At 51.9% G+C, this 21,905-nt stretch carries 22 protein-coding genes; 3 read left to right on the top strand and 19 right to left on the bottom strand.

What is annotated here, in order from left to right; translation table 11 throughout:
* Window positions 1–754: 754 nt before the first annotated feature.
* The 11 genes from KI215_RS06910 to accB all read right to left on the bottom strand — a co-directional run bounded on the left by KI215_RS06910 (window position 755) and on the right by accB (window position 9,662).
* Complete coding sequence (locus tag KI215_RS06910; RefSeq protein ID WP_246512231.1) at window positions 755–1,651, bottom strand: polyprenyl synthetase family protein; 897 nt, start codon at window positions 1,649–1,651, stop codon at window positions 755–757.
* Between the two features lies 1 nt (window position 1,652).
* Window positions 1,653–1,916, bottom strand: coding sequence for an exodeoxyribonuclease VII small subunit (gene xseB / locus KI215_RS06905; RefSeq protein WP_212774804.1), 264 nt, complete (start codon window positions 1,914–1,916; stop codon window positions 1,653–1,655).
* Window positions 1,900–3,282, bottom strand: coding sequence for an exodeoxyribonuclease VII large subunit (gene xseA / locus KI215_RS06900; RefSeq protein ID WP_212774803.1), 1,383 nt, complete (start codon window positions 3,280–3,282; stop codon window positions 1,900–1,902). The genes xseB and xseA overlap by 17 nt, the downstream gene beginning before the upstream one ends.
* 354 nt (window positions 3,283–3,636) lie before the next feature.
* Window positions 3,637–4,494, bottom strand: a complete 858-nt coding sequence (gene folD / locus KI215_RS06895) for a bifunctional methylenetetrahydrofolate dehydrogenase/methenyltetrahydrofolate cyclohydrolase FolD (RefSeq protein ID WP_212774802.1) — start codon at window positions 4,492–4,494, stop codon at window positions 3,637–3,639.
* A gap of 562 nt (window positions 4,495–5,056) precedes the next feature.
* On the bottom strand, window positions 5,057–6,022 hold the full coding sequence (locus KI215_RS06890; RefSeq protein WP_212774801.1) for a tRNA (adenosine(37)-N6)-threonylcarbamoyltransferase complex transferase subunit TsaD: 966 nt from the start codon (window positions 6,020–6,022) through the stop codon (window positions 5,057–5,059).
* The gene (gene nusB / locus KI215_RS06885; RefSeq protein ID WP_212774800.1) at window positions 6,019–6,453 is read right to left on the bottom strand and encodes a transcription antitermination factor NusB; all 435 of its coding nucleotides are present in this window, start codon (window positions 6,451–6,453) and stop codon (window positions 6,019–6,021) included. The genes KI215_RS06890 and nusB overlap by 4 nt, the downstream gene beginning before the upstream one ends.
* Window positions 6,454–6,500: 47 nt before the next feature.
* The gene (locus KI215_RS06880; protein WP_212774799.1) at window positions 6,501–6,731 is read right to left on the bottom strand and encodes a DUF2273 domain-containing protein; all 231 of its coding nucleotides are present in this window, start codon (window positions 6,729–6,731) and stop codon (window positions 6,501–6,503) included.
* Between the two features lie 14 nt (window positions 6,732–6,745).
* Window positions 6,746–7,306, bottom strand: coding sequence for an alkaline shock response membrane anchor protein AmaP (amaP, locus tag KI215_RS06875; RefSeq protein ID WP_212774798.1), 561 nt, complete (start codon window positions 7,304–7,306; stop codon window positions 6,746–6,748).
* Window positions 7,307–7,349: 43 nt separating this feature from the next.
* Entirely contained in the window at window positions 7,350–7,760 is a 411-nt protein-coding gene (locus KI215_RS06870) for an Asp23/Gls24 family envelope stress response protein (protein ID WP_212774797.1), read from the bottom strand.
* On the bottom strand, window positions 7,747–9,117 hold the full coding sequence (gene accC, locus KI215_RS06865; protein WP_212774796.1) for an acetyl-CoA carboxylase biotin carboxylase subunit: 1,371 nt from the start codon (window positions 9,115–9,117) through the stop codon (window positions 7,747–7,749). Before accC ends, KI215_RS06870 begins: the two co-directional genes overlap by 14 nt.
* A 23-nt stretch (window positions 9,118–9,140) precedes the next feature.
* Window positions 9,141–9,662, bottom strand: a complete 522-nt coding sequence (accB, locus tag KI215_RS06860) for an acetyl-CoA carboxylase biotin carboxyl carrier protein (RefSeq protein ID WP_212774795.1) — start codon at window positions 9,660–9,662, stop codon at window positions 9,141–9,143.
* A gap of 542 nt (window positions 9,663–10,204) precedes the next feature.
* Between accB and KI215_RS06855 the strand changes: the two genes are divergently transcribed.
* Window positions 10,205–11,344: a ZIP family metal transporter gene (locus tag KI215_RS06855; protein ID WP_212774794.1), complete on the top strand. Its 1,140-nt coding sequence runs from the start codon at window positions 10,205–10,207 to the stop codon at window positions 11,342–11,344.
* A gap of 106 nt (window positions 11,345–11,450) precedes the next feature.
* On the opposite strand, the gene KI215_RS06850 is transcribed toward KI215_RS06855, so the two are convergent.
* On the bottom strand, window positions 11,451–12,407 hold the full coding sequence (locus KI215_RS06850) for a carbon-nitrogen hydrolase family protein (RefSeq protein ID WP_212774793.1): 957 nt from the start codon (window positions 12,405–12,407) through the stop codon (window positions 11,451–11,453).
* 334 nt (window positions 12,408–12,741) lie between these two features.
* On the opposite strand from KI215_RS06850, the gene KI215_RS06845 reads away from it, so the two are divergent.
* On the top strand, window positions 12,742–13,656 hold the full coding sequence (locus KI215_RS06845) for an acyl-ACP desaturase (RefSeq protein WP_212774792.1): 915 nt from the start codon (window positions 12,742–12,744) through the stop codon (window positions 13,654–13,656).
* A gap of 127 nt (window positions 13,657–13,783) precedes the next feature.
* Here KI215_RS06845 and KI215_RS06840 read toward each other — a convergent pair whose 3' ends face one another.
* Window positions 13,784–14,557 carry a pirin family protein gene (locus KI215_RS06840; RefSeq protein WP_212774791.1) on the bottom strand — a complete coding sequence of 258 codons (774 nt, stop codon included), beginning with the start codon at window positions 14,555–14,557 and terminating at the stop codon, window positions 13,784–13,786.
* 211 nt (window positions 14,558–14,768) lie between these two features.
* On the opposite strand from KI215_RS06840, the gene KI215_RS06835 reads away from it, so the two are divergent.
* Window positions 14,769–15,221, top strand: coding sequence for a MarR family winged helix-turn-helix transcriptional regulator (locus KI215_RS06835; RefSeq protein ID WP_212774790.1), 453 nt, complete (start codon window positions 14,769–14,771; stop codon window positions 15,219–15,221).
* Window positions 15,222–15,332: 111 nt separating this feature from the next.
* On the opposite strand, the gene KI215_RS06830 is transcribed toward KI215_RS06835, so the two are convergent.
* From KI215_RS06830 to KI215_RS06805, 6 genes are all read right to left on the bottom strand, one after another.
* The gene (locus KI215_RS06830) at window positions 15,333–16,643 is read right to left on the bottom strand and encodes an MFS transporter (protein ID WP_246512230.1); all 1,311 of its coding nucleotides are present in this window, start codon (window positions 16,641–16,643) and stop codon (window positions 15,333–15,335) included.
* 110 nt (window positions 16,644–16,753) lie between these two features.
* Complete coding sequence (locus tag KI215_RS06825; RefSeq protein ID WP_212774789.1) at window positions 16,754–17,521, bottom strand: HpcH/HpaI aldolase family protein; 768 nt, start codon at window positions 17,519–17,521, stop codon at window positions 16,754–16,756.
* Window positions 17,522–17,541: 20 nt separating this feature from the next.
* Complete coding sequence (locus tag KI215_RS06820; protein ID WP_212774788.1) at window positions 17,542–18,528, bottom strand: 2-hydroxyacid dehydrogenase; 987 nt, start codon at window positions 18,526–18,528, stop codon at window positions 17,542–17,544.
* 351 nt (window positions 18,529–18,879) lie between these two features.
* Window positions 18,880–20,331, bottom strand: a complete 1,452-nt coding sequence (gucD, locus tag KI215_RS06815; protein WP_212775101.1) for an alpha-ketoglutaric semialdehyde dehydrogenase GucD — start codon at window positions 20,329–20,331, stop codon at window positions 18,880–18,882.
* A gap of 76 nt (window positions 20,332–20,407) precedes the next feature.
* On the bottom strand, window positions 20,408–21,583 hold the full coding sequence (locus KI215_RS06810) for a UxaA family hydrolase (RefSeq protein WP_420830173.1): 1,176 nt from the start codon (window positions 21,581–21,583) through the stop codon (window positions 20,408–20,410).
* Window positions 21,561–21,875 carry a UxaA family hydrolase gene (locus tag KI215_RS06805; RefSeq protein WP_212774787.1) on the bottom strand — a complete coding sequence of 105 codons (315 nt, stop codon included), beginning with the start codon at window positions 21,873–21,875 and terminating at the stop codon, window positions 21,561–21,563. Before KI215_RS06805 ends, KI215_RS06810 begins: the two co-directional genes overlap by 23 nt.
* Window positions 21,876–21,905: the final 30 nt, after the last annotated feature.

Here is a 21,905-nt window from a genome sequence, read left to right as displayed (position 1 = left end):
CCCATCACAGTAAAATGCCGGCCACTTACGGGCCGGCAGATTTTCCGGCTTGACCGGTGCAGATGACATCTGCCCGGACCGCCTATGGCCGAGTTTGATCATTTTCATCAGCTAAAACAAAAAAGTGCCTAAGGAGTGGTGACTACCCGGGTAAATCCTGCGGCTTAGGTCCAGTAGGATTTCCCAAAAAGGTATCCCGGTCGTCGCCGACCAGGTGGTTTCCCTTTCAACCTTTTTCGGCGTTGTCGCCAATCGCCGGACTGGATTGCCACTTAGTCCGCACTTCAATCCCCGGGTAGCCTTGCGATCCCGCAAACAGTCTAGGAGTTTTCCTCAACAGCCCGAGCCGTCCCCCTAGCCTCTTTTGCAACGCACCTTTCAACGGCGGTGGCAAAACGCCGTATCCCCGGCACGTCACTCAAGGCAGGCTACGCTACATACAGGTGGTTGTGCCCGCATGTAGGTTCATCCCCCAAGCCGTCGCTCTTCCTTTCGGTTGAGCCACGCACTTGGGCCTCCGCGGAAGAAGGGTCAACGCCCACATGCCTTTGTGGATCGCCCTTCAACCTTAACTCCCAGCATCAACCCCCGACTGGGCGTCGAAAGCCAACACCAGGAACTTCATCGATGTGCCCTTTAGCGGATTTTTAGCCCCGCCTTCAGGGGAGGTGGGCTGACTAGAATACTGCACCACTCCTGTTTTACGGCCATTATAACATAATCCGCTGATGACCGACAATGAAGCCGCTGGCGATCAACGGTCGCGTGTCGTCAAAAAATCAGCCAATCCCAGCAGTGTATGGGTATTCAACCACGTTTCTCCCTCAATCCAGCTTTTTGCTTCCTCAATCGTTTTCCGAAGGTGTTCCTTCGAAGCGGACAAACCCAGCAAGGAAGGATACGTCGCTTTGTTTCTCGCTTCGTCGCTGCCGGTCTCTTTCCCCAATTTCTCGCGGTCACCAATGACATCCAGAATGTCGTCTTGAATCTGAAACGCCAATCCCAATCCCTCGGCAAAACGAGTCAGCTTCTCCAATTGTATTTCATTGGCTCCTGCCACCATGCCGCCCAATCGGACAGAGAACGTGATCAGGTCGCCTGTTTTGCGGCGGTGAATCGATTGGAGGGTTTCCAGAGTGACCGATTGATTCTCGTGCAGGATGTCATCCACCTGACCGCCCACCATACCTTCCGCTCCGGCACGGCGGGAAGCTTCCGCGATCAGTTTCAGAGCGGTATCACCCGGCAGTCCGATCGCCAGCGCTCCTTCCGCCATCAAACCGAAAGCTTTGGTCAGCAACGCATCTCCGGCCAAAATCGCCATCGCTTCCCCGTATACCTTGTGGTTGGTCAGCCGCCCCCGCCGATAGTCGTCATCATCCATCGCCGGAAGATCATCGTGAATCAGAGAGTACGTATGAATCATCTCCAACGCACATGCAAAAGGAAGCGCCCGCTCCGCTTCCGTTCCGAGCGATTCCGCCGTCGCCAACACCAAAACCGGCCGCAAACGCTTGCCGCCGGCCAGCAGCGAATACGCTACGGATTCTTTCAACTGCTTTGGAATATCATTCCACGATTCAACATATTGAGCCAGCCGATCGTTCACCATGCCGGCCTTTTCCTGTAAGTATTGTTCCGCGGTTTCCACCTCAGTCCATGTCCTCCTCCGTCCCGAAAGGCTTTTTCACCCAATCACCGTTTTCACGCACCAGCATTTCAACTTGTTGTTCCACTCGATCCAATGTCTTGCCGCAATGGTTGGCAAGTCGCATCCCTTCCTCAAATAGCCGGATCGCTTCTTCCAGCGGTACTTCTCCACTCTCCAGCTGTTCCACCACCGTTTCCAGCCGTTTCATCGCTTCCTCGAAAGGCAGGGATTCAACAGACTGACGCGCTTCATTCGTCTCCGCCATCAGCCGACTCCTCCTTTTTCCATACTTGGCACTGTAATCGACCGTCTGCGACGCGCACATCGAGCAAATCGCCCGGCTCCACTTGTCTCACGCTTCGGATCAGCTCCTCCCCGCGGTAACGATAAACCAGCGAATATCCGCGCCGCATTACCCGCAACGGACTGAGTGCATCCAATTGATCCACCAACCGCTCCCAATTGCCCCGGTATACGCGACAGCGTTGTTGCATGTGGGAGATGCAATTCTTTTTCCATTGTTGCAATTGGGCGCGATATTCGCGGACCCGCTCGGCCGGTCGGTGAACCCACAATCGGTATGCCTGCTGTTCCAGGTCGCGCCGTCCGTCCCGCATACGCGATGCCATCGCCCGAAGCAAGTCGTGAACCAGATCGTCCAGACGCTGTTCGTATTGGATCAGACGGGAGCCCGGTTGACGAAGACCCGACCGTTTTTTCAGCCTCTCCAATCGGTCCCTGCTGAAATGGAGCCGCCGATGCATCGCGTTCACCAGACGTTGTTGGCAGGTGGCGAGACGATCGCGCAATTCCTCCCACCGCGGAGAAACGAGTTCAGCCGCCGCAGTGGGTGTCGCTGCCCGGACATCGGCGACAAAATCTGCGATGGTCACATCGGTCTCATGCCCCACTGCGGATACGACAGGAATCCGGGAACGGAAAATGCTCCGTGCCACCACTTCTTCATTGAATGCCCACAACTCCTCCAGCGACCCGCCTCCTCGGCCAACAATGATCACGTCAACTTCTCCGCATTCATTGAAATGGTCGATGGCAGCTGCAATCTTCCGGGCCGCTACATCCCCCTGCACGGGGACGGGATGGAGCAAGATGTGAATATTGGGGGAGCGACGCCGGATCGTGGTGATGATATCCCGGATGACCGCGCCGCCTGGAGCAGTGACCACCCCCACCCGTCGCGGGTAAAAAGGAAGCGGTTTCTTGTGTGCAGGATCGAACAGGCCTTCCTGTTCCAAGCGGTCTTTCAGTTGCTGGAATGCCACGTACAGCTCGCCCACCCCGTTGGGCTGCATCTCCTGTACATACAGCTGTACTTGTCCGTCCCGTTCGTACACGGACAAATACCCGCGAACAAGTACGTCGTCCCCGTCCTTCGGCACAAAACGAAGGCGGCGGTTGTTTCCGGCAAACATAACCGCCCGGATTTTGCTGCCCTCGTCTTTCAACGTAAAATACATATGGCCCCGGTGGTGGTGATGGAAGTTGGAAATCTCGCCCCGGACCCACACTTGGGAAAGCACAGGATCTTCTTCCACGTGCATCCGCAAATATCCGACCAGATCGGACACCGAAAAAATGGGGCGCTCGTTTTCTTCCAGCAACTCCAGCATACCGCATCCCTCTTTCTTCAGACCGTGGTCTGTCCGATTCTGTTGAACTTCTCTCGTTCCTCGCTGGATTTAGGAGCAGTGTCCGGTGAAAACTGGCCAATTGCTTTCCCGGCCCGTTCCACCTGCGCCCTCGAAGCTGGTCTTCCGTACCGCCCCGGAGCGCAGGACGCGGGCAAAGTACTTCGCTTAGAGAAACTTGCCCGCGATTTTTTCCAGCGCTTTCTGTGTCATTGCTCGACAAGGCTTAGGTCTTCGCTCACATGGGAAAGCATTTGCTCCCTCACGGAATTACCAGACACTCCCTAGGCCATCGCTCTCCATATCATATCATCTGACACGATCGAGATCGTAATTTCAACTCAACAATCGTTGGGCAGATTGCACCGTGTTGACCAAGAGCATCGCGATCGTCATCGGACCTACGCCGCCCGGAACCGGGGTGATATACGAGGCGACTTCACGCACCTCATCAAAGTGGACATCTCCAACCAATTTCCCTTCCGGTGTACGGTTGATGCCCACGTCGATCACCACCGCCCCCGGTTTGACATACTCCCGCGTGACCAGTTGCGGTTTACCCACAGCGGCGATCAGGATGTCAGCCTGGCGTGCGACAGAAGGCAGATCCACCGTTTTGGAATGGCACATCGTCACCGTGGCATTTTCTCGCTGCAACAGCAATGAAACCGGTTTGCCCACAATGTTACTGCGGCCGATCACCACCGCATGCTTCCCTGCGAGCGGAATCTCGTAACGCCGCAGCAATTCCATAATCCCATGCGGCGTGCAGGGCAAAAACCCCGGCTTGCCGATGACCAAGTTACCGACACTGATCGGGTGGAATCCATCTACATCCTTTTCCGGCACAATCGCGTCGATCACTTTTTCTTCCGAAATATGCTTCGGCAACGGCAGCTGCACCAATATGCCATGAATGCGCTCATCCACGTTCAACCGTTGCACATGTTCCAACAATTCCTGCTCCGATACCGATTCCGGCAAACAGATCAGCTCGGAGTGAATGCCCACTTCTCCACAGGCCCGCACTTTGCCGCGCACATACGTTTCAGAAGCGGGATCATTCCCGACCAGAATCACGGCCAATCCGGGATGAACCCCCTGCTCTTTCATGCGGCTTACCTGTTCCTTCAACTCTTGGCGAATCGACGCCGCCACCGCTTTTCCGTCAATGAGGATCGCTGATTTTGTCAACTTTGGTGCCTCCCCTTTTTCCACGATAGCTTTTACGTTCCCCAGTGTAGCGCTTCGACCTCTTCATGTAAAGAGAATGACGAACTTTCCTCCATAGGAAAAGCGGTTATCTTTTGGTATTTATGGACATTCTCTTAAATCATCCGTCGATTTGTTCGGAAAATAAGTTTCCGCTTTTTCCTGTAATCAACCTGACATCCTATTTTTCGTCAATCAGTATTGCCATCCCTGTTGACCAAGCCCGCGAGACAAGCTCCAGCTTTTAGAATCTCACCGAGCCGGTGATAACATAATCACACACTCGTCTTAAACCATGTGACTTGCTCCACACGGCTCAAGCACCGCATTCGGAGTGGTAACCCGCAACCATCCAAGAAGGCCTTTTTTACTCGCATAGTCGTTTTAAGTGTTTTTGCACTCCACGGAATGATTGTACCAAAATTTCTATCGGACGTGCGAGAGGGCTGGAAATCCTGAGCAGAACCGATAATTCCCCTCTTCCATAACAAAAACGGACAGGCCAACACACCCGTCCGCTACATGGATCCAACCATCGACCGTGTCAACCCTTCAACACCCGAAGGCCGATTCGAGCCACTCCGTAGGCGTTATCCCCTGAATAACGCGGATCAGCAAATATCAACCGGGCTCGGACGGCAGGGTGCTCCAATCGTTTGCGCAAGCGCTCCCGAATCAGGCTGTTGGCGGCCACTCCCCCGACGATCAGCACTTTTTTCGGATAACCTTGATCAAACGCATGCTGAAGCAATTTTTCCACCGTGTTGGCCACACAGCGCAATGCGGCAAACGACAGCGCTTCCTTGGATGCGGCTCGTTTTTCCCACAACCGCAGCAAAGCTGTCTGCGGCCCGGAAAATGAACAGGTCAACCCGTCTACTGACGACGGGATGGTGACTTGTTCCCGGCCGTCATATCGCAAAGCCAATTCTTCCACATGTCGTCCCGAGGGAAACGGCAACCCCATCGCCACTCCGATCCGGTCGACCAATTGCCCGGCATGCAAATCACTGGACCCGCCAATCATCTCAATGTCGTATCCTGCTCCCCGTCGGCTGACATTCAACAGATCCGTGGTTCCGCCGGACAAATGAACCGCCAGGAAGCGATCAGCATCCCATGTTCGGTCGGCTGTTGCCTCACCGGCGGCGATGTGCCCTTCCTGGTGCGTCGTCTCGATCAACGGAACGCCCCAGGCATGGGCCAAGGATTGGGCCCAGGACGTCCCCACCTGAAAAACGGGCATATAGGAGCCTGCTTGCGGTCTGGGCGCTGTACTGACCGCGACGGCCGCCACCTTTACTTGGTCAAGTGGCAGACGAAGGAACAGCTCCGGCAAACGGCGCACGTGTTGAAACACGGCGCGGGACTGTTGAAGCCCCCGCTCGCCCTGTGGCACATCCAACCATTGCCGCTCTTCCGCCAAACGGTTTCCCTCATCATCGACGAGGCACATCGACGTGCAATAATTGCTCGTATCCACGCCCAACACCGCGCGGGACGTGCTCATTCCAGCTCCTCCTTCGTCAGGCGCTCTCGGATTTCCTCCTGTCTCTCTACGATCGCCCCCAGCACACCATTGACAAATTTCCCCGATTCTTCGGTGCTATACGCTTTGGCCAATTCAACCGCTTCGTTCAAGGTGACACCCGGCGGAATCTCTTCTTCAAACATCAACTCATACAGCGCCATCCGCAATACCGCCCGATCGACGATCGCCAACCGGTAGAGGCTCCAACCCTTTTTTAAAAAATCACCGAGAACCGCATCCAACCGGTCCATCCGAGAAAGGACGCCCCCGACCACGCGACCGAAAAATGCCCGTTCGTCTTCGGGCAAGCTCTTTTTCACCCGCTCGATCACTTTTTCGGCCGGTTCGGGATTGAGATCCAACTGATACAACGTCTGCAAAATTTTTTCACGTACCTGTCTCCTGCCCATATTCCATCCTCCAAAAAAAACCCGCGCCGTTCGCCGGCCGGGTTTGGTTATTTTCTCATCCAACGATCAGGAAACCAATCTTCCAACACCTGACGCAAGTCTTTTCGCCCATCCCATTCTCTCCCGGCAAAATAACCGATGCCCACGATCAGCATAAACACGATGGTTTTCCACAAGCCGACAATCAAATAGACGATACCCAAAAACAATCCGGCCAACGTTCCGATCAGGCGCCCGCGGTAGTGCACCCACAAAAACTCCAACCATTTCCAATCCATTATCGGTCACCGCCTTATTCGACGCGAATCCGCGTGCGATCAGGCTGAACCGTGTCGGTGACGTAGACGGAAATTTGATCGACCGTCACCCCGGCAATTTCCTCGATATGTGTTTTGACGACACGCTGGAGATCTTCGGACAATGTCTGAATCGGCGTTTCCCCGTCCACGGTCAATTTCAACCCCACGCCCACGGAGGCGTTATTGCCACTCATCCGGACACGGGCGGTCAAGTCGCGAATTCCCCGCACCCTTCTGGCAGCTTTGACAGCCAAACTCTCCAATGTGTCCAGTGAAATGCGAATATACCCGATTTCTGTCAACCGGTCCACACCGCGGTCAGCTCCGGGGCGATGAACGGTTGCCACCAGAAGTCTGAGACCGATCAGCATCAACAACAAACTAAGACTGATAGCCGTCCATTGCCGGGCCGGGTACGCATACAACGCCTCAACGAAACGGACGGTGTCGTGCTTGGAAAACCCCAAACCCGAAAAGAACCACACACCGAGAGCGGAGGCGACAGTCACAAAAAGGCTGAGAAAAAACACAAGCACACGGTCCAGTAGCTTCACGCCCCTACCCTCCTCCGGGAAACTGACAGTACCCAGTTCGTTTTTACTTCACACGCTGGGATTCGATGTCTGTTTGTTTGTCGTTGGAAAATTTGACTGCTTCCACTTTGACGACCACTTCGCTCACGCTCAAACCGGTCATGTTTTCCACTGCCGACTTAACCGCTTCCTGGACGTTCCGACCCACTTCCGGGATATGGTAGCCGAACGCAATGACGAGCGACACTTCGATTTTCGTCTCGTCACCCACTTCGACGCGGACGCCCTGACGCAAATTTTTTCGTCCCAGGAGTTGGGTCAGATCACCGACCACTCCACCGCTGAGACCCGCCACGCCTTCCACCTGTTGGGCGGCCAGACCGGAAATGATTTGGATCACTTCCGGCGCGATCTCAATTTTTCCCAACTCATTCACTTGGTAATCGACATGGTCGATCGGGTTATGATTCGTCATCTTTCGAACGCCCCTCGTTCAAATTGTTTTTTTCAAGAAACTGAATATGGAAATCTCCACTGACAAACTGTGGGTGCTGCATCAGCTTCAGATGGAACGGGATCGTCGTTTTCACCCCGTCAATCGCAAACTCCTGCAATGCCCGCCGCATGCGGTTTATCGCCTCTTCCCGGTCCTTGCCCCAGACGATCAACTTGGCGATCATGGAGTCGTAGTATGGAGGAATCCGATACCCTGTATAAGCGGCACTGTCGACGCGTACGCCCGGACCGCCCGGCGGCAAGTAAAACTGGATTTCGCCAGGAGAAGGGATGAAGTTCCGATCCGGATCTTCCGCGTTGATCCGGCATTCGATGGACCACCCGTCAAAACGGACGTCCTCCTGCTTGACGGACAGTGGTTCACCTGCCGCGATACGTATCTGTTCCTTCACCAGGTCGATCCCGGTCACCAGCTCCGTGACGGGGTGCTCCACCTGGATACGGGTGTTCATCTCCATGAAGTAGAAGTTTCCTTCTTTGTCCAGAAGGAACTCCACTGTTCCCGCTCCGGAGTAATTGACCGCCTTGGCCGCGGCCACTGCCGCCTGCCCCATACGCTCCCGCAATTCGGGGGTCAATGCCGGGGAAGGCGCTTCCTCCACCAGTTTTTGGTATCGACGCTGGATCGAACAATCCCGCTCGCCCAAGTGGATGACATTGCCATGGTTGTCCGCCAACACCTGAATCTCGATGTGGCGCGGTTCGATGAGGAATTTTTCCAGATACACACCCGGGTTGCCAAAGTTGGCTTCCGCTTCCTGCTGGGCCATGCGGATTGCCCGTTTCAATTCTTCTTCGCTGTGAACCACACGCATTCCTTTTCCGCCACCGCCAGCAGTCGCCTTGACAATGACAGGAAAGCCGATTTCCCGGGCTACGGTCACCGCTTCATCGATATCCTCGATAATCCCCTCTGTTCCCGGAACGGTCGGTACCCCGGCCTCTTTCATCGTTTCCCGTGCGGTGGTCTTGTCCCCCATTTTGGTGATGGCCGATGGATGGGGACCGATGAAAGTGATCCCGCAAGCGGCGCACAGCTCGGCAAAATCGGCGTTTTCTGCCAGGAATCCGTATCCCGGATGGATGGCGTCCGCCCCGATCAATGTTGCGGTACTCATCAGGTTTGTCATGTTGAGGTAACTGTCTCTCGACGGAGCGGGACCAATGCAATACGCCTCATCCGCCAATTTGACGTGCAGCGCATCTTTGTCCGCCTCCGAATAGACGGCCACCGTTTGAATTCCGAGTTCGCGGCATGCGCGAATCACGCGGACGGCGATTTCTGCGCGGTTCGCGATCAAGACTTTTTGAAACATGTTCTGTTTCCCCTCCCGCTGTTTCAGGTTGTCTTCACCAAAAACAGCGGTTGTCCGTATTCAACCAGCTGTCCGTTCTCTACCAATACTTTGACAATGGTGCCGCGAACCTCTGCTTCGATCTCGTTCATCAGTTTCATCGCTTCGACAATGCAGACGACCGTATTTTCTTCCACTTGGTCCCCTTCTTTGACATACGGATCCGCATCCGGAGCCGGTGCACGGTAGAACGTACCCACCATGGGCGACACGATTTTATGTAAGTTGGCATCCTCTTCTTCAACCGGCTTCTGCTCAGGCTGTGCGGGAGCAGGTTGTTCCGCCACGGGTTGCGGAGCCGGGGTCAGTGCTTGCGGAGCTGGAGACGGCGTCGACACAATCGGTTCCGGTTGCCCCGCAGCCGGTTGGTTCACCACAGTCGTTTGACCTTTCGGCCCTTTTTTGATCACCAATTTGTTTCCGTCTTTCTCAAACTCAAAGAGTTCGATGTCGGTTTCGTGAATCAGCTTGATGAGTTCGCGAAATTCATGTACACGAAATTGCATAATACTATATCCTCCCATTCAGCAAAATTCCGAAGCACATCGGACGGGACGGTTTTATCATAATGTTTTTTGCTCGGCTTGGCCAGTCCTTAACCCATTATTCGTATAACATCTCTTCTACATTTTGACCGAAAGAGGAAAAGAAAAACCCTTTTCTACCTCGAATGATACCAAAAAACAAATCGTAAGATGAAAGACAGCTTTAACCGTGACCCCTTCACAGAGAGTAGTGAACAAAGTGAGAACAGAGTAACCAGCGTACTGGTTAAGTACAAAGTGGTTGAACAACTCAGCGCCCGCCCGTGGACTTTGTCAATAGCTGCAGCGTACCGGAAACAGGTCCGCCACTCTTGCAGGTACATGCAGCGTCGCTGTCGAACTTCATCACTCGGGATGACGACACACCCCTTCGTTTGGCGGGATTCCACAAAGCGGATTCAGAATCGGCTACCATCTTGACGAAGAAAATGCCATGTTGTTTTTTGAAATATTCACATATATATCATCAATGTAGTCAACTTTGAGATAAGGAGGAAATAGAAGTGGCAGGAGCTTTGGGATGGACCATACTAGCCGCCTTGGGTTATGTAGTGGGAGGGAGCATCGTTTGGTTCAAAAAAAATTGGTCGTCTCAAGGTTTGACCATGCTGGTGGCACTCAGTACCGGCCTGCTGTTAGCTGTATCCATTGGCGGTATGCTACCACACGGTTTATCCGAAACGCCGTCACAAGCCCCCTGGCTCTTGGTCGGTATGTTGGCCGCTTTCGCCTTTCAGAGGTGGCATACGAAGCATCGCTTATCTTCCAAAAATGAAATGGAAAAACACCAAGGTGCCGTCTGGAGTGTGTTATCCGGGATGGGGATTCATGCCTATTTTGAAGGGTTTGCCATTGGTGCCGGTTTCCATGTCGATCCCCGCTTTGGAATCGCGGTGTTACTTGCACTCGTGTTGCATAAAATCCCGGAAGGAGTAGCTATTTCCACCCTGACGATGGCCGGTTTCCAGGAACGAAAAAAAGCCATGGGAGCAGCCGGGATTCTGGGGATTTGCACGGTTTTAGGTACCATAACCGCTTTATGGATAGCGGATCTTCCTTGGATGCAAGGTCAATTGGCTGGAATTGCGCTCTTATTCTCGGCCGGGATTCTGCTTTACGTAGCGGGAACAGAATTATGGCCGGTCATCAACCGGGTGGAAAATTACCAAACTGTGTTGTGTTTCTTATCCGGCATTTTACTTTATTACTTGCTTGGGTGGGGAAGCATGCTGATTGCCCCCATCCATCAACATCATGAAGTATTAGCGAACCCTGTTCACACCCATGACACCAGTCACCATCATCTGCAACCGGTTGAAATTCCGAAGGGAATGCCGGTCCCCACTGTACATCTTCTAGTTCGCAGGGATTCGGAATCCGGTTGGAACCTCCATGTACAAACGACACATTTTCGGTTTACGCCTGAACTGATCAATGGACCCAACCGGATCGGGGAAGGTCATGCGCATCTCTTTGTGGACGGCAAAAAAGTCGCTCGTATATATGGGCCGTGGTACCACTTGGATCATCTTGGACCGGGAAAGCATGAAATACGAGTAGAACTCTTTACCAATCAGCATGCCCCTTATGCCCATCACGACGAGAAAATTGAAGATACCGCCATAGTGGTTGAAAATGAATGAGTAGCAAGCGAATTCTCGGTTCTACCAGACATCTAAACCACGAATGGAGAGGAAGGCGGCAAACCATTCGTGGTTTTGTGCTGAATGAAAGGTCATCAAAATTTGATTATTTTACCCATTTCACGTTCTCTTTTTTCTCCTCATTCACAATGAGTTGCAACACATCAGGTCTTGAATAGTGACCTACCACATCAAAATCAAATTGACTGTAAGCGATACAACGCAAATCAAGATCAGCTATGAGGATATCTTCCTTCCCAAAAACAGGTCCTATTATATAGTCACCCAAAGGACCGACAATCGCACTGCCACCCGTGCACATCTCATGTGGGGAAGATGCGAGTTCGTCATAGCAGGCCAAATCAGCAGGATACATATCCTTCGTAACATACTGATTGCAGGATAAAACAAAGCATCTTCCTTCCACTGCAATATGGCGTATAGTAGATTGCCACACTTCTCGGGCATCTGCCGTAGGAGCGATATAGATTTGAACCCCTTTGGCGTACATGGCCGTTCTGACTAACGGCATGTAATTCTCCCAACAAATCAACGCCCCTATTTTGCCAAACGGCGTATCAATAACCGGTAAAGTGCTTCCATCTCCCTCCCCCCAGATGATTCGCTCTGAAGCTGTCGGTTTTAATTTTCGATGCTTCCCAAGTAATGTTCCATCCGGTCCAAAAAATAGAACCGTGCAGTATAAGGTACCGCCGCTAAACTCGTTGTCTCTTTCAATCACGCCGATAACAAGATAGACACCCGCCTTACGTGCTGCTTCTCCCAACATTTCAGTCGTTTTACTCGGGACGGGAACCGCATTTTCCCAGTAGCGAAGCCAGTCTTTTCGGCCTTCCGGAGAACGACTCCCGATTCTCGTCCCAAAAGTGAGCCCTCGTGGGTAGGCAGGAATAAAAGCTTCAGGAAATACAACAATGTTCGCTCCTTGTTCTGCCGCTTGAAGCGTTAACGAAATCGCCTTTTCCGTACTTGCTTCCCGATCCATGATGACAGAAGCGGCTTGGATGACAGCCACTCGTACAGTATGCTGTTGATTGGTCATTTTTCCTTCTCCCCTTTTTAACGATAAGTATGATTGTTATGATAAATGAAACTCCAAACAGCCACAAACACGCTCATTTGTCGCTTGAATCCTTGTATGGTTAGAGTCCTCAGTTCGTCGCCCAGGCCCAGAGTGGAGCGTCATCACCCTGCCTCGTAAAGCTGTTACCATAAAATCAACGCCTTTGATGATGCATACAGAGGAAAAGAATGGATTAACATAGAATAGTAAAGTAAGCTGCAGTGGTGGAAGATGACATACTGCTGATGAAAACCGGCAAAAGCCTGGATATCATCACAGTGAAAACAAACTTAAAGTGAGTGATGTAAAAAGTATGTTAACCCATGATTTGGATTTCCGTTTAGAACCGCGTTTGAAAGAATTGTATGAACAACATCGGGAACGAGCCAAAAAGATCGACTGGAGCTATCATGAGTTTTTGCCTTGGGATAAAGGGATCGATTTCAAACGTGTCCCATGGGATCAAAGCCAGGTTACGTTGCCTTCCGGAGTGATTACTGCGATCGAAACTGCTCTGTTGACTGAAGTCAATTTACCCTGGTTTACAACGTACCTATCGGAAACATTTAAGGGCTCTCTCTCCGTCATCACAGATTTTATTCATACATGGACATCAGAAGAGGATCAACACTCCAATTTATTGGAAACTTATCTCTTACTGACTCGCAATGTCAACCCTGATCGGTTGCACGAATTAAGAAAACAGGTAGTTGAAGGTGGATTCGAACCTGATTTCCATACACCGATCGAAGCGATGGCATATACGACTTTGCAGGAACTTGCTACAATGGTTTTTTATAATAATGTTGCAAAAATAGCAGGTGAACATGATAGAGACCTTGCTACTTTATTACGTCGCCTTGCCAAAGATGAAACACTTCATTACGCCTTTTACAGAGATGTCATTCGTACACATCTCGAACTGGAACCAAATTATTGCTACCACATTGCAAATGTCATCATCAATTTTAAAATGCCAGGTGCCGTCATGCCCGATTTTGAAAACCGGATGGGCATTATTGCAAGGGAAGCCAATTACGGTCCGCTTCAATATTTTGACCAGGTTCTCGATGTGGTCGTCGATTATTGGGGATTACGCGATTTACGTCCAATGGCACCAATGGCTGAAAAAGCCAGAATCCAAATTTTAGAATATCATGCAAAGCTGAAAAGAATCCGTGACCGTTATGGAAGGGTCAAAATGTCAAGGACCAGAGAGGACATTTGACCCTCCACACGCTGAAACACCAGCAGCACTCCCTCTAGGGGGGCTGAACAACGCCGCCTTTCATCCCATACACCGTGGGAGGAAAGGCGGTTTCATTTACTCCCGGCCCGGTTAAAGAGCACACCCATTATTTTCGATAGAGAGGGTAGTCTACTTGTGTAGGTACCTGAATGATGATCATACGTAAATCGTCATCTTGTTCTGATATCAGTTGAACGTCTGCTTGGGAGTCAGTTTCCAAAACAATAAAGTCTTTATGCCGGAACGCAGCAAACACACTTTCCTCTTTTTCATTTTCCCATACCCCATCGCCTCTAACGGCCAGCGTAGCCAAAGAATAACCAGAGGGAATCGTGTGCTTATATTCACTTCCTGGTTGTACTTGGACATCCCACATCTTGACATCCGTCGTCAAATGAATAGGTGAACCTTCCCCGATCAGGGTCTTGATTTGAAGGCCATCCTGTATCATAACGGGAAATACTTCATTTTCATATTGGTTATAGGTGGGTTTTCTTTTAATGGCTTCAGGAAGAAACGGTTCAAACCATATTTGAAAACCCTCCATATCGGGGCCGATAAATCGTTCTTCGTGATACACACCGGAACCCGTCTGCATCACTTGTGCCCCTCCGGACCCTACTATACTTTTCGTTCCCAATGAATCTCCGTGTTCCGCTGTACCCTGAATCACATAAGTGATAGTCTCAAATCCTTGATGCGGATGCGCTCCAATCATCCCTTCATTTTTGGCAAAAAACCATGACCAGTAAAATAAAGGTCCTATACGTTTCACCGCAGAATACTCATGAGGAAATCCAATCGGTTTTTGCTCGATTATTTTCCCACCATCAAATGCGCCTGTTCCTTGTTGATCTGGTGGATATACTTTGATGTTCATTGTTTGCTCCCCTTTCAAATACCTGATTAACATTTTTATATTATCGGAGAGGATTATTCTCTGCTGCTCCATGCATGGCTCCATATCACCCGATCTTAAATTAAGTATAATAGTGTTGTTTGACAAATCACGATGCATTCGTTATATTGATTTCCGACCAAATTTGATTTTCTGCAATTCAATTTGATCAAATGGAAATAAGGTGTGAAAGATGGAAGACCCCCAAATCTTAAAGTTGGATAATCAACTTTGCTTCACCATTTATGCCTGTTCCAGAGAAATCAGCCGCATATACCGCCCCCTGCTCGACAAATTGGGCATCACCTACCCCCAATATCTCACCCTTCTGGTCTTGTGGGAGCACCGTGAAATGACCGTCAAAGAACTGGGAGAACGGCTCTACTTGGATTCCGGCACATTGACTCCCATGTTGAAGCGGATGGAAGCCGCTGGTCTCATCCGACGGCAACGGTCCGCCGATGATGAACGCAAGGTGATCATTCGCCTCACCGAACGTGGAGACATGTTGAAGGAAGAAGCTTATTGCATCCCCAGAGTCCTGTTGGAACAGAGCGGGATTTCGGAAGAAGAATTCCGAGAGCTTCTGTCCCGGTTCAAATCCCTATTGCAACGAATACATCAACTAAACCATCCGGAGGAATGAGATACCGGGAGGTGTTGGGTTAAATACGCCCCCTGGTGCAAATTACAAAAGAGGCAATAACTGCTTGTTATCGCCTCTTTTATCCGATAAAATCCCCCGAACACCAAATCTTTAACGCGGTTCTTCAATCGGTTCTTTCACGATGAATCCGTAGCAGAGGGCCGCGCACCCGGCGATGATTCCACCCGAAATGAACGCAAGGGCGTAGGAACCAGTGGCATCCGCGATCATACCCGTTGCCAGAGGGGAAAACGCACCGCCGAAATAACCGCCGAAGTTCTGGATGGCACCGACAGAAGCCACCATGGAGGCGGGAGCGATATCCCCCGCCAATGCCCACGCGCTGCCGGTGATGGCGGAGATGAAGCCAAGCGCCATCGTCAAAAGGGCCACCGTAATGCCCAGGCTGTTGACAAAGGGGACAAATACGATCGATATGGCGGCCAGGATGGCACTGGTACAGATCACAGCCCGCTTCGCGGCAATGGGCGAGGCGAGCCCTTTATCCGCCATCTTTTTGGTGATATATCCGCCAGTAATATTTCCAATAATCCCGCCGATCCAGGGAATGCTCGAGTAGATCCCCATTTGTGCCAAGGTGATGTGCTGGGTTTCTTTTAGATAGAGAGGAAGAAAGGTTAAAAAGATATTCCAGGTCCAGATCGTGCAGAAAAAGCCCAGGATCATACCCCACACAGATCGATATTTAAACAAATCCCGCCACTTCACCTTGGAGTCCCGAATGTTATGCTCAGCCCCGGCACCATCGGACCGGATGTACTCCATTTCCTCTTTGGACAGTCTGCGACTTTTCTCGGGGTTGCGGTAATAAACAAGGAAGAACAGGACAAACACGATTCCAATCGCACCTGTCACGTAAAAGAGGGCACGCCAGCCATAGGCAAGCATGATCATCGTCAATAAGGGTGGAGCGAGTGCAGGCCCCCATTTGGAAGACGAATCCCAGATTCCCGTCGCCAAACCTCGTTCCTTTTTCGGAAACCAATATGAGGTTACTTTGGCAGAGGTGGGAAAACAAGGTGCCTCCCCGATGCCTAACAGAACTCGGGTCGCAATTAAGGTGGACATCTTGTTGCAGGCCCCTGTCAAAAAGGTGGCTATACTCCACCATGTCACAGCAATGGAATACACTCTTTTGGTACCGAAACGGTCAATCAACCAACCGGAAGGCAACTGCATCATGGCATAAGTCCAGGAGAAAACAGTACCCAGCAATCCAATATCGGTGTTGGTCAGGTTTAGCTCCTTCATCATTTCCGGCGCGGCGATGGCCAAGTTAGCCCGATCGAAATAGTTGATCATTCCTCCGACCAACAGCCAAAACACAACAGTCCAACGGACTTTGCCTTTCGACTCCAGGGGCAGCTGCGACCTCTTTGTTTCCATCTGTAAGTTGCTCATCCGATGGCCTCCATTAAAAAATATTTTGACAACGCTTTTATTTGTGCTTTACAGGCTAGACCTTATCCCGTATTCCCCATACTCAAACGGACCCAGGATCGAACTCAGCTCTACTCACTCTTATCTCTTAACTTTTGGATACAATCCTTCGCCCCGGCTAACAGGAATCTGATATCAAATGAAGTTGTGATGTACTGGATCCCCATTCCGGAGAATTCTCGGGCCAGCTCGATGGTGGGGGCGTGGATTCCTACCGCTTTGCCAAAGGAACGGATCTGTTCGGTCACCTGACAGATCGTATCCAGCAGCAGGGGATTGTCAAACTGACAAGGGACACCTAGGGACTGGGACAGGTCTGCCGGCCCGACAAACAGAACATCAACGGATTCCCGAGAGACTTCCAATATCTCATCCAGCCTCTCTACCGCTTCTTTCGATTCGATCTGCAGAGCGAGAAGGGTTTCTCGGTTGGCTTCTGCCGCGAAATCGGTAAAATAGCCGGCACCGAAACCGTCCGCCCGGCAGTCTCCCGCTATCCCGCGTAACCCTTGGGGATAAAAGCGAGATGCACGTATCGCTAGTTCAGCTTCCTCTCTGCTGTTTACTTGGGGAACAATCACCCCTTTCGCCCCCATGTCCAGAGCACTGCCGATCTTTGTCGCATCCAGCCCCGGCACCCGCACAACTGCGGGAACGCCGCCCGCTTTGGCGGCGAGCAGCAGGTGGTCCAATGACTCAGTCCCGATTGGGCCGTGCTCCAAATCCACGTGGATAAAATCGAAACCACTTTTCGCCAGTACTTCCATCACAGTCGGATGCGGGATCCGAAGCCAGGTCCCATACACCGTTTCCCCTGCGGCTAATCGTTCTTTTAACATGTACTAGCCCATCCTCTCCTCTAATCAGTTTCTGATGAGTAGTTGACGGATTCATTCACACAGGTCGGTAGACGCTTCCCCTCCAAACCGGCCAGCAGGTTATCCACAGCCAGCAAGGCCATGCGGTTCCGTGTCTCAATGGTTGCACTGCCCATATGGGGAGTGATGAAGACGTTGGGTAACGTCAGCAACGGATGATCGGGGGGAAGCGGTTCCGGATCCGTCACATCCAATGCCGCATAAGCGATCTGTCCATCCTTCAACGCTTGAACCAAGGAATCCGTATCGACGATCGCTCCGGGAGCCGCATTGATAAAATAGGCGGTCCGCTTCATCTTCGAGAACTGCTCAGCTCCAAACATCCCCCGCGTTTCTTTGGTCAAAGGGGTCAACACAACAACAAAATCTGATTCTTCTAATAATTTGTCCAGTTTGACGTAAGTTGCTTGAATCTTTTCTTCATCCCGGCGACGACGTCGGTTGGTATACAAGACAATCATCCCGCTGGCCTGTGCCCTTTTGGCTACCGCAGCGCCGATTTGTCCCATCCCGACAATCCCCAGCTTTTTGCCGTACAAGTCAATCCCAAAGGGTATCTCCGTATTGTTTTCCCACTTTCCGGCCCGAACTCGGTCCCACCCCTCGTGTAGCCGGCGGGCAACGGTAAGAAGGAGACCAAACGTCAAATCCGCCGTTGCCTCCACCAGCACTCCCGGTGTATACCCCACCGGGATCCCCCTGCGGGTGCACGCTTCAATGTCGATGTTGTCGTACCCAACAGCCGACTTGACGATGACGCGAAGCTTGGGAGCACACGATAAGAGTTCATCATCCACTTGGACGTCCCCTGAACAAAACAACCCTTCCGCATCAGCCAACCATTTGAGCAGAAGTTCCCGGGGAATCGGATCCGTTCGATCCCACTCCCTGACATGGCATCGTTCCTGCAGCTTGTCTGAAATGGAAGGCAACATCTTTTCGGTAACCACAACGGAAAACTTTCGCAAGTATATCCCTTCCTTCACTTCTGATGGCATTCAGCTATCGGTCATATCTCTTGCCCGGGAAATACCTGTTGCTGCTGCCATTTTCCTTCTCAAGGTCTCGCCTTGACCGAAAATCAATTTCGCCCAACCGTTGGTTTTTCTGCCGCAAATCCATATGATCCGCTCCCAGGAGACATTGAGCCATACTCTACCCAAACAGCAACAGCCCTTTCGTCATTCCCTATCATTCATGTCATTAACGACCGAATTTGGTGCCATTCTCCGCTGATAGAGGGGTGCATCGAGAAATTGTACAGCACCCCTCCGGTCAACAGCAGGAGAACAATGAACTCTGTATGAGCGAAATCCGTGTTACGCTTTTACAAACACCGTCTTGATAGCGGTGAAGAATTCAATCGCGGCCTGGCCTTGTTCGCGCGAATGGGAACTGGACTGCTTCATACCACCAAAAGGCGCCTGCAGTTCGACGCCGGCGCTTTCCGCGTTGATCCGGACAAGACCTGCTTCGATTTCATTGATGAACGACAGCATACTGCCAATATCCTTGGTGAAAATCGAAGCGCTCAGTCCGTACTGCACGTCGTTTGCCAATATCAACGCCTCTTCCAGAGTATCCACCTTGATCAACGCCAGCACCGGCCCAAAAATCTCCTCCTGCGCGATCGTCATTTTCGGTGATACGTTTTCAAACACGGTGGGTTCCACGAAAAATCCGTTTTTCAGTTCCCTTTCTTCCAGCCGACGGCCGCCGTAAAGCAGAGTTGCCCCTTCCTCAATTCCCTTCCGGATATACGAAAGAACGGTTTGCAGCTGTTTTTCGCTGGCCAGCGGCCCCATCCAAGTTTCCGGATCCATGCTATCGCCAACCTTGATTTGCTTCACTTTGGCCAGCAGATTTTCCTTAAATTGGTCATACACAGTGCTTTGGACGAACACCCGGCTGGTGGCTGTACATTTTTGACCGGTCGAACGCAGACCACCACTGATCGTTGCGTCCACCGCCAAATCCAGGTCGGCATCCTCCAGCACGATCACGGGGTTTTTGCCGCCCATTTCCAGTTGGTATTTGGCACCCCGAGCGAGTGCTCCCTGACCAATCTGTTTCCCGACCTGGTTTGATCCGGTGAAGGTGATGCCGTTGATGTCCGGGTGGTCAACGATACCCTGTCCGATGACCGATCCGCTACCTGTCACCATGTTGACGACTCCAGACGGCAAGCCCGCTTCATCCATGCACTCGACGACTTTTGCCGCGGTCACTGCCGTTTCCTGCGCCGGTTTAAATACCACCGTATTCCCGAATACCAGCGCCGGCGCCATTTTCCAAATGGGAATGGCCACCGGAAAGTTCCATGGAGTAATCACCCCGACCACACCAAGCGGCACGCGTGTGGTGAACATCAGTCCCTCACTGTCGGTGGAAGGAATCACATCGCCCACTTTGCGCATACCTTCGCCCGCATAGTAGCGAAGGATGGCGATTCCGCGGGCCGTTTCCCCTTTCGCTTCCGGAAACGTTTTACCCATTTCGCGGGTCATTGTTTCCGCGATCTCATCGATCCGTCGTTCCATCGCGTTGGCGATTTTGAACAGGTATTCACCCCTGGCGGGACCGGACAATTTCCGCCACTGCTGTTTGGCTTTTTTCGCGGCGGCTACCGCTTTGTCCAAATCTTTCTTACTGGATTTTTGCACATAACCGACAATTTCGTATTTTTTCGCCGGATTGATGCTCGGCTCCACTTCGTTGGTGGAAGCGGACACCCATTCACCGTCAATGTAGTTGAGATAGGTTTTGACCATCGTTTCCACAGACACAGAAACTGCACCTGCCTTTTCATTTTTTATGGTAATGCCAGAACGATACCGCAGCATCATTTTAAAATGTGGGACCGATTCGCCAAATTCCGAAATCATGCTGTTTCAGGATTTCTGCTTTGGTTAGCTTGCCGGAACAAACCAGCGCGATTTCGTTAAATATTCGTTGTCCGACCGATTCGATCGATTCTTTGCCGTCGATGATCGTGCCGGCATTGATGTCCATGTTGTCTTTCATTCGCTCAAACATCAGGGTGTTGGTAGCGATTTTGATCACCGGCGCGATCGGCGATCCGGTCGGCGTCCCGCGACCGCTGGTGAACAGCACCACCTGTGCCCCGCCGGCCACCATGCCGGTCAACTGTTCGATGTCATGGCCTGGCGTATCCATCCAGACGAGTCCTTTTTTTGTCGGCCGTTGCGCGTATTCCACCAATTCCTGCAACGGGCGGGTCCCTGCTTTCGCCGCCGCCCCCAGCGATTTTTCCTCCAGTGTGGTGAGGCCGCCACGAATATTACCGGGGCTCGGATTACCGGTTCGGATGTCGACACCCATTGCGATCGCCCGGTTTTCCATCGCTTGGATCACCTCATACACCCGCTTCGCGACCCGATCGTCAACTGCCCGGTTGGCCAGCAGATGTTCGGCGCCGATCAGTTCGGTGGTCTCTGCTAAAATCGCCGTTCCTCCATGGTCGACAATCATATCACTGACAACACCGACAGCCGGGTTGGCGGACAGTCCGGAACAAGCGTCTGAGCCACCACATTCAGTTCCTACGATCAGTTCGCTGAAATCGAACGGCTCGCGGGACAGAGCCGATGCATCCTGCACCATTTGGGCGGCGATTCGGGCTGCCTGCGCGATTGCGCCAAGCGTCCCCCCATGATCCTGGATTGATACCACTTCTACCGGTTTTCCGCTCTTTGCAATTTCACCGGCGACACTTCTGGCTTGATGGGTTTCACAACCCAGCCCCATCACGACGACACCATACACGTTGGGATTTGTGCCCATCCCTACATAGGTACGAAATGTTTGTTCATAATCGACGCCCACCTGTGCACATCCATGCTGATGAATAAACGACACGGTACCGTGGACCAGCTCCGTCACCTGTTTGGCTGCCTGCGTCGCGCAGGTGATGGTGGGCAGAATCAGAACATGGTTACGGACGCCCACCCGGCCGTCCGGCCGTCTGTAACCCCAGAATTCAGGATTGTTTTGCGTACTCAACCTTATCACCCCTTCCCCGCTTCCCTTCCACATTATGGACATGAACGTGTTCTCCAACGTCGATGTCACGGGACGCTACACCGATCACCTCGCCATATTTCAGCACATCCTGCCCTTGTTTGATCGGGACAACTGCAAATTTGTGGCCAAAATCGATATTGTCTTGCAATTGAACCACAAACGTCTGATCCTGACACATGACCTTCACGGTAGTCCCCGCAGGAATTTCCGACAGCGCAACAGCAACCGAATCCTCCGGTTTCATCATCACCGTCTGATAGCCCGTTTCCATTTTGGACCTCCTTCTTGACCAGATCGAACG

It is taken from the genome of Polycladomyces abyssicola (assembly GCF_018326425.1).
Lineage (GTDB): Bacteria > Bacillota > Bacilli > Thermoactinomycetales > JIR-001 > Polycladomyces > Polycladomyces abyssicola.
The sequence above is the reverse complement of the archived record's forward strand: the minus strand, read 5'-3'. Positions and strand labels throughout refer to the sequence as shown.

Bases quoted from the DNA above. Each gene is read 5' to 3' on its own strand.
- xseB (WP_212774804.1), bottom strand. From the start codon at position 1,916: ATGGCGGAGACGAATGAAGCGCGTCAGTCTGTTGAATCCCTGCCTTTC.
- xseA (WP_212774803.1), bottom strand. From the start codon at position 3,282: ATGCTGGAGTTGCTGGAAGAAAACGAGCGCCCCATTTTTTCGGTGTCC.
- KI215_RS06890 (WP_212774801.1), bottom strand. From the start codon at position 6,022: ATGAGCACGTCCCGCGCGGTGTTGGGCGTGGATACGAGCAATTATTGC.
- nusB (WP_212774800.1), bottom strand. From the start codon at position 6,453: ATGGGCAGGAGACAGGTACGTGAAAAAATTTTGCAGACGTTGTATCAG.
- KI215_RS06880 (WP_212774799.1), bottom strand. From the start codon at position 6,731: ATGGATTGGAAATGGTTGGAGTTTTTGTGGGTGCACTACCGCGGGCGC.
- KI215_RS06870 (WP_212774797.1), bottom strand. From the start codon at position 7,760: ATGACGAATCATAACCCGATCGACCATGTCGATTACCAAGTGAATGAG.
- accC (WP_212774796.1), bottom strand. From the start codon at position 9,117: ATGTTTCAAAAAGTCTTGATCGCGAACCGCGCAGAAATCGCCGTCCGC.
- accB (WP_212774795.1), bottom strand. From the start codon at position 9,662: ATGCAATTTCGTGTACATGAATTTCGCGAACTCATCAAGCTGATTCAC.
- KI215_RS06850 (WP_212774793.1), bottom strand. From the start codon at position 12,407: ATGACCAATCAACAGCATACTGTACGAGTGGCTGTCATCCAAGCCGCT.
- KI215_RS06845 (WP_212774792.1), top strand. From the start codon at position 12,742: ATGTTAACCCATGATTTGGATTTCCGTTTAGAACCGCGTTTGAAAGAA.
- KI215_RS06840 (WP_212774791.1), bottom strand. From the start codon at position 14,557: ATGAACATCAAAGTATATCCACCAGATCAACAAGGAACAGGCGCATTT.
- KI215_RS06835 (WP_212774790.1), top strand. From the start codon at position 14,769: ATGGAAGACCCCCAAATCTTAAAGTTGGATAATCAACTTTGCTTCACC.
- KI215_RS06830 (WP_246512230.1), bottom strand. From the start codon at position 16,643: ATGAGCAACTTACAGATGGAAACAAAGAGGTCGCAGCTGCCCCTGGAG.
- KI215_RS06825 (WP_212774789.1), bottom strand. From the start codon at position 17,521: ATGTTAAAAGAACGATTAGCCGCAGGGGAAACGGTGTATGGGACCTGG.
- gucD (WP_212775101.1), bottom strand. From the start codon at position 20,331: ATGGTCAAAACCTATCTCAACTACATTGACGGTGAATGGGTGTCCGCT.
- KI215_RS06805 (WP_212774787.1), bottom strand. From the start codon at position 21,875: ATGGAAACGGGCTATCAGACGGTGATGATGAAACCGGAGGATTCGGTT.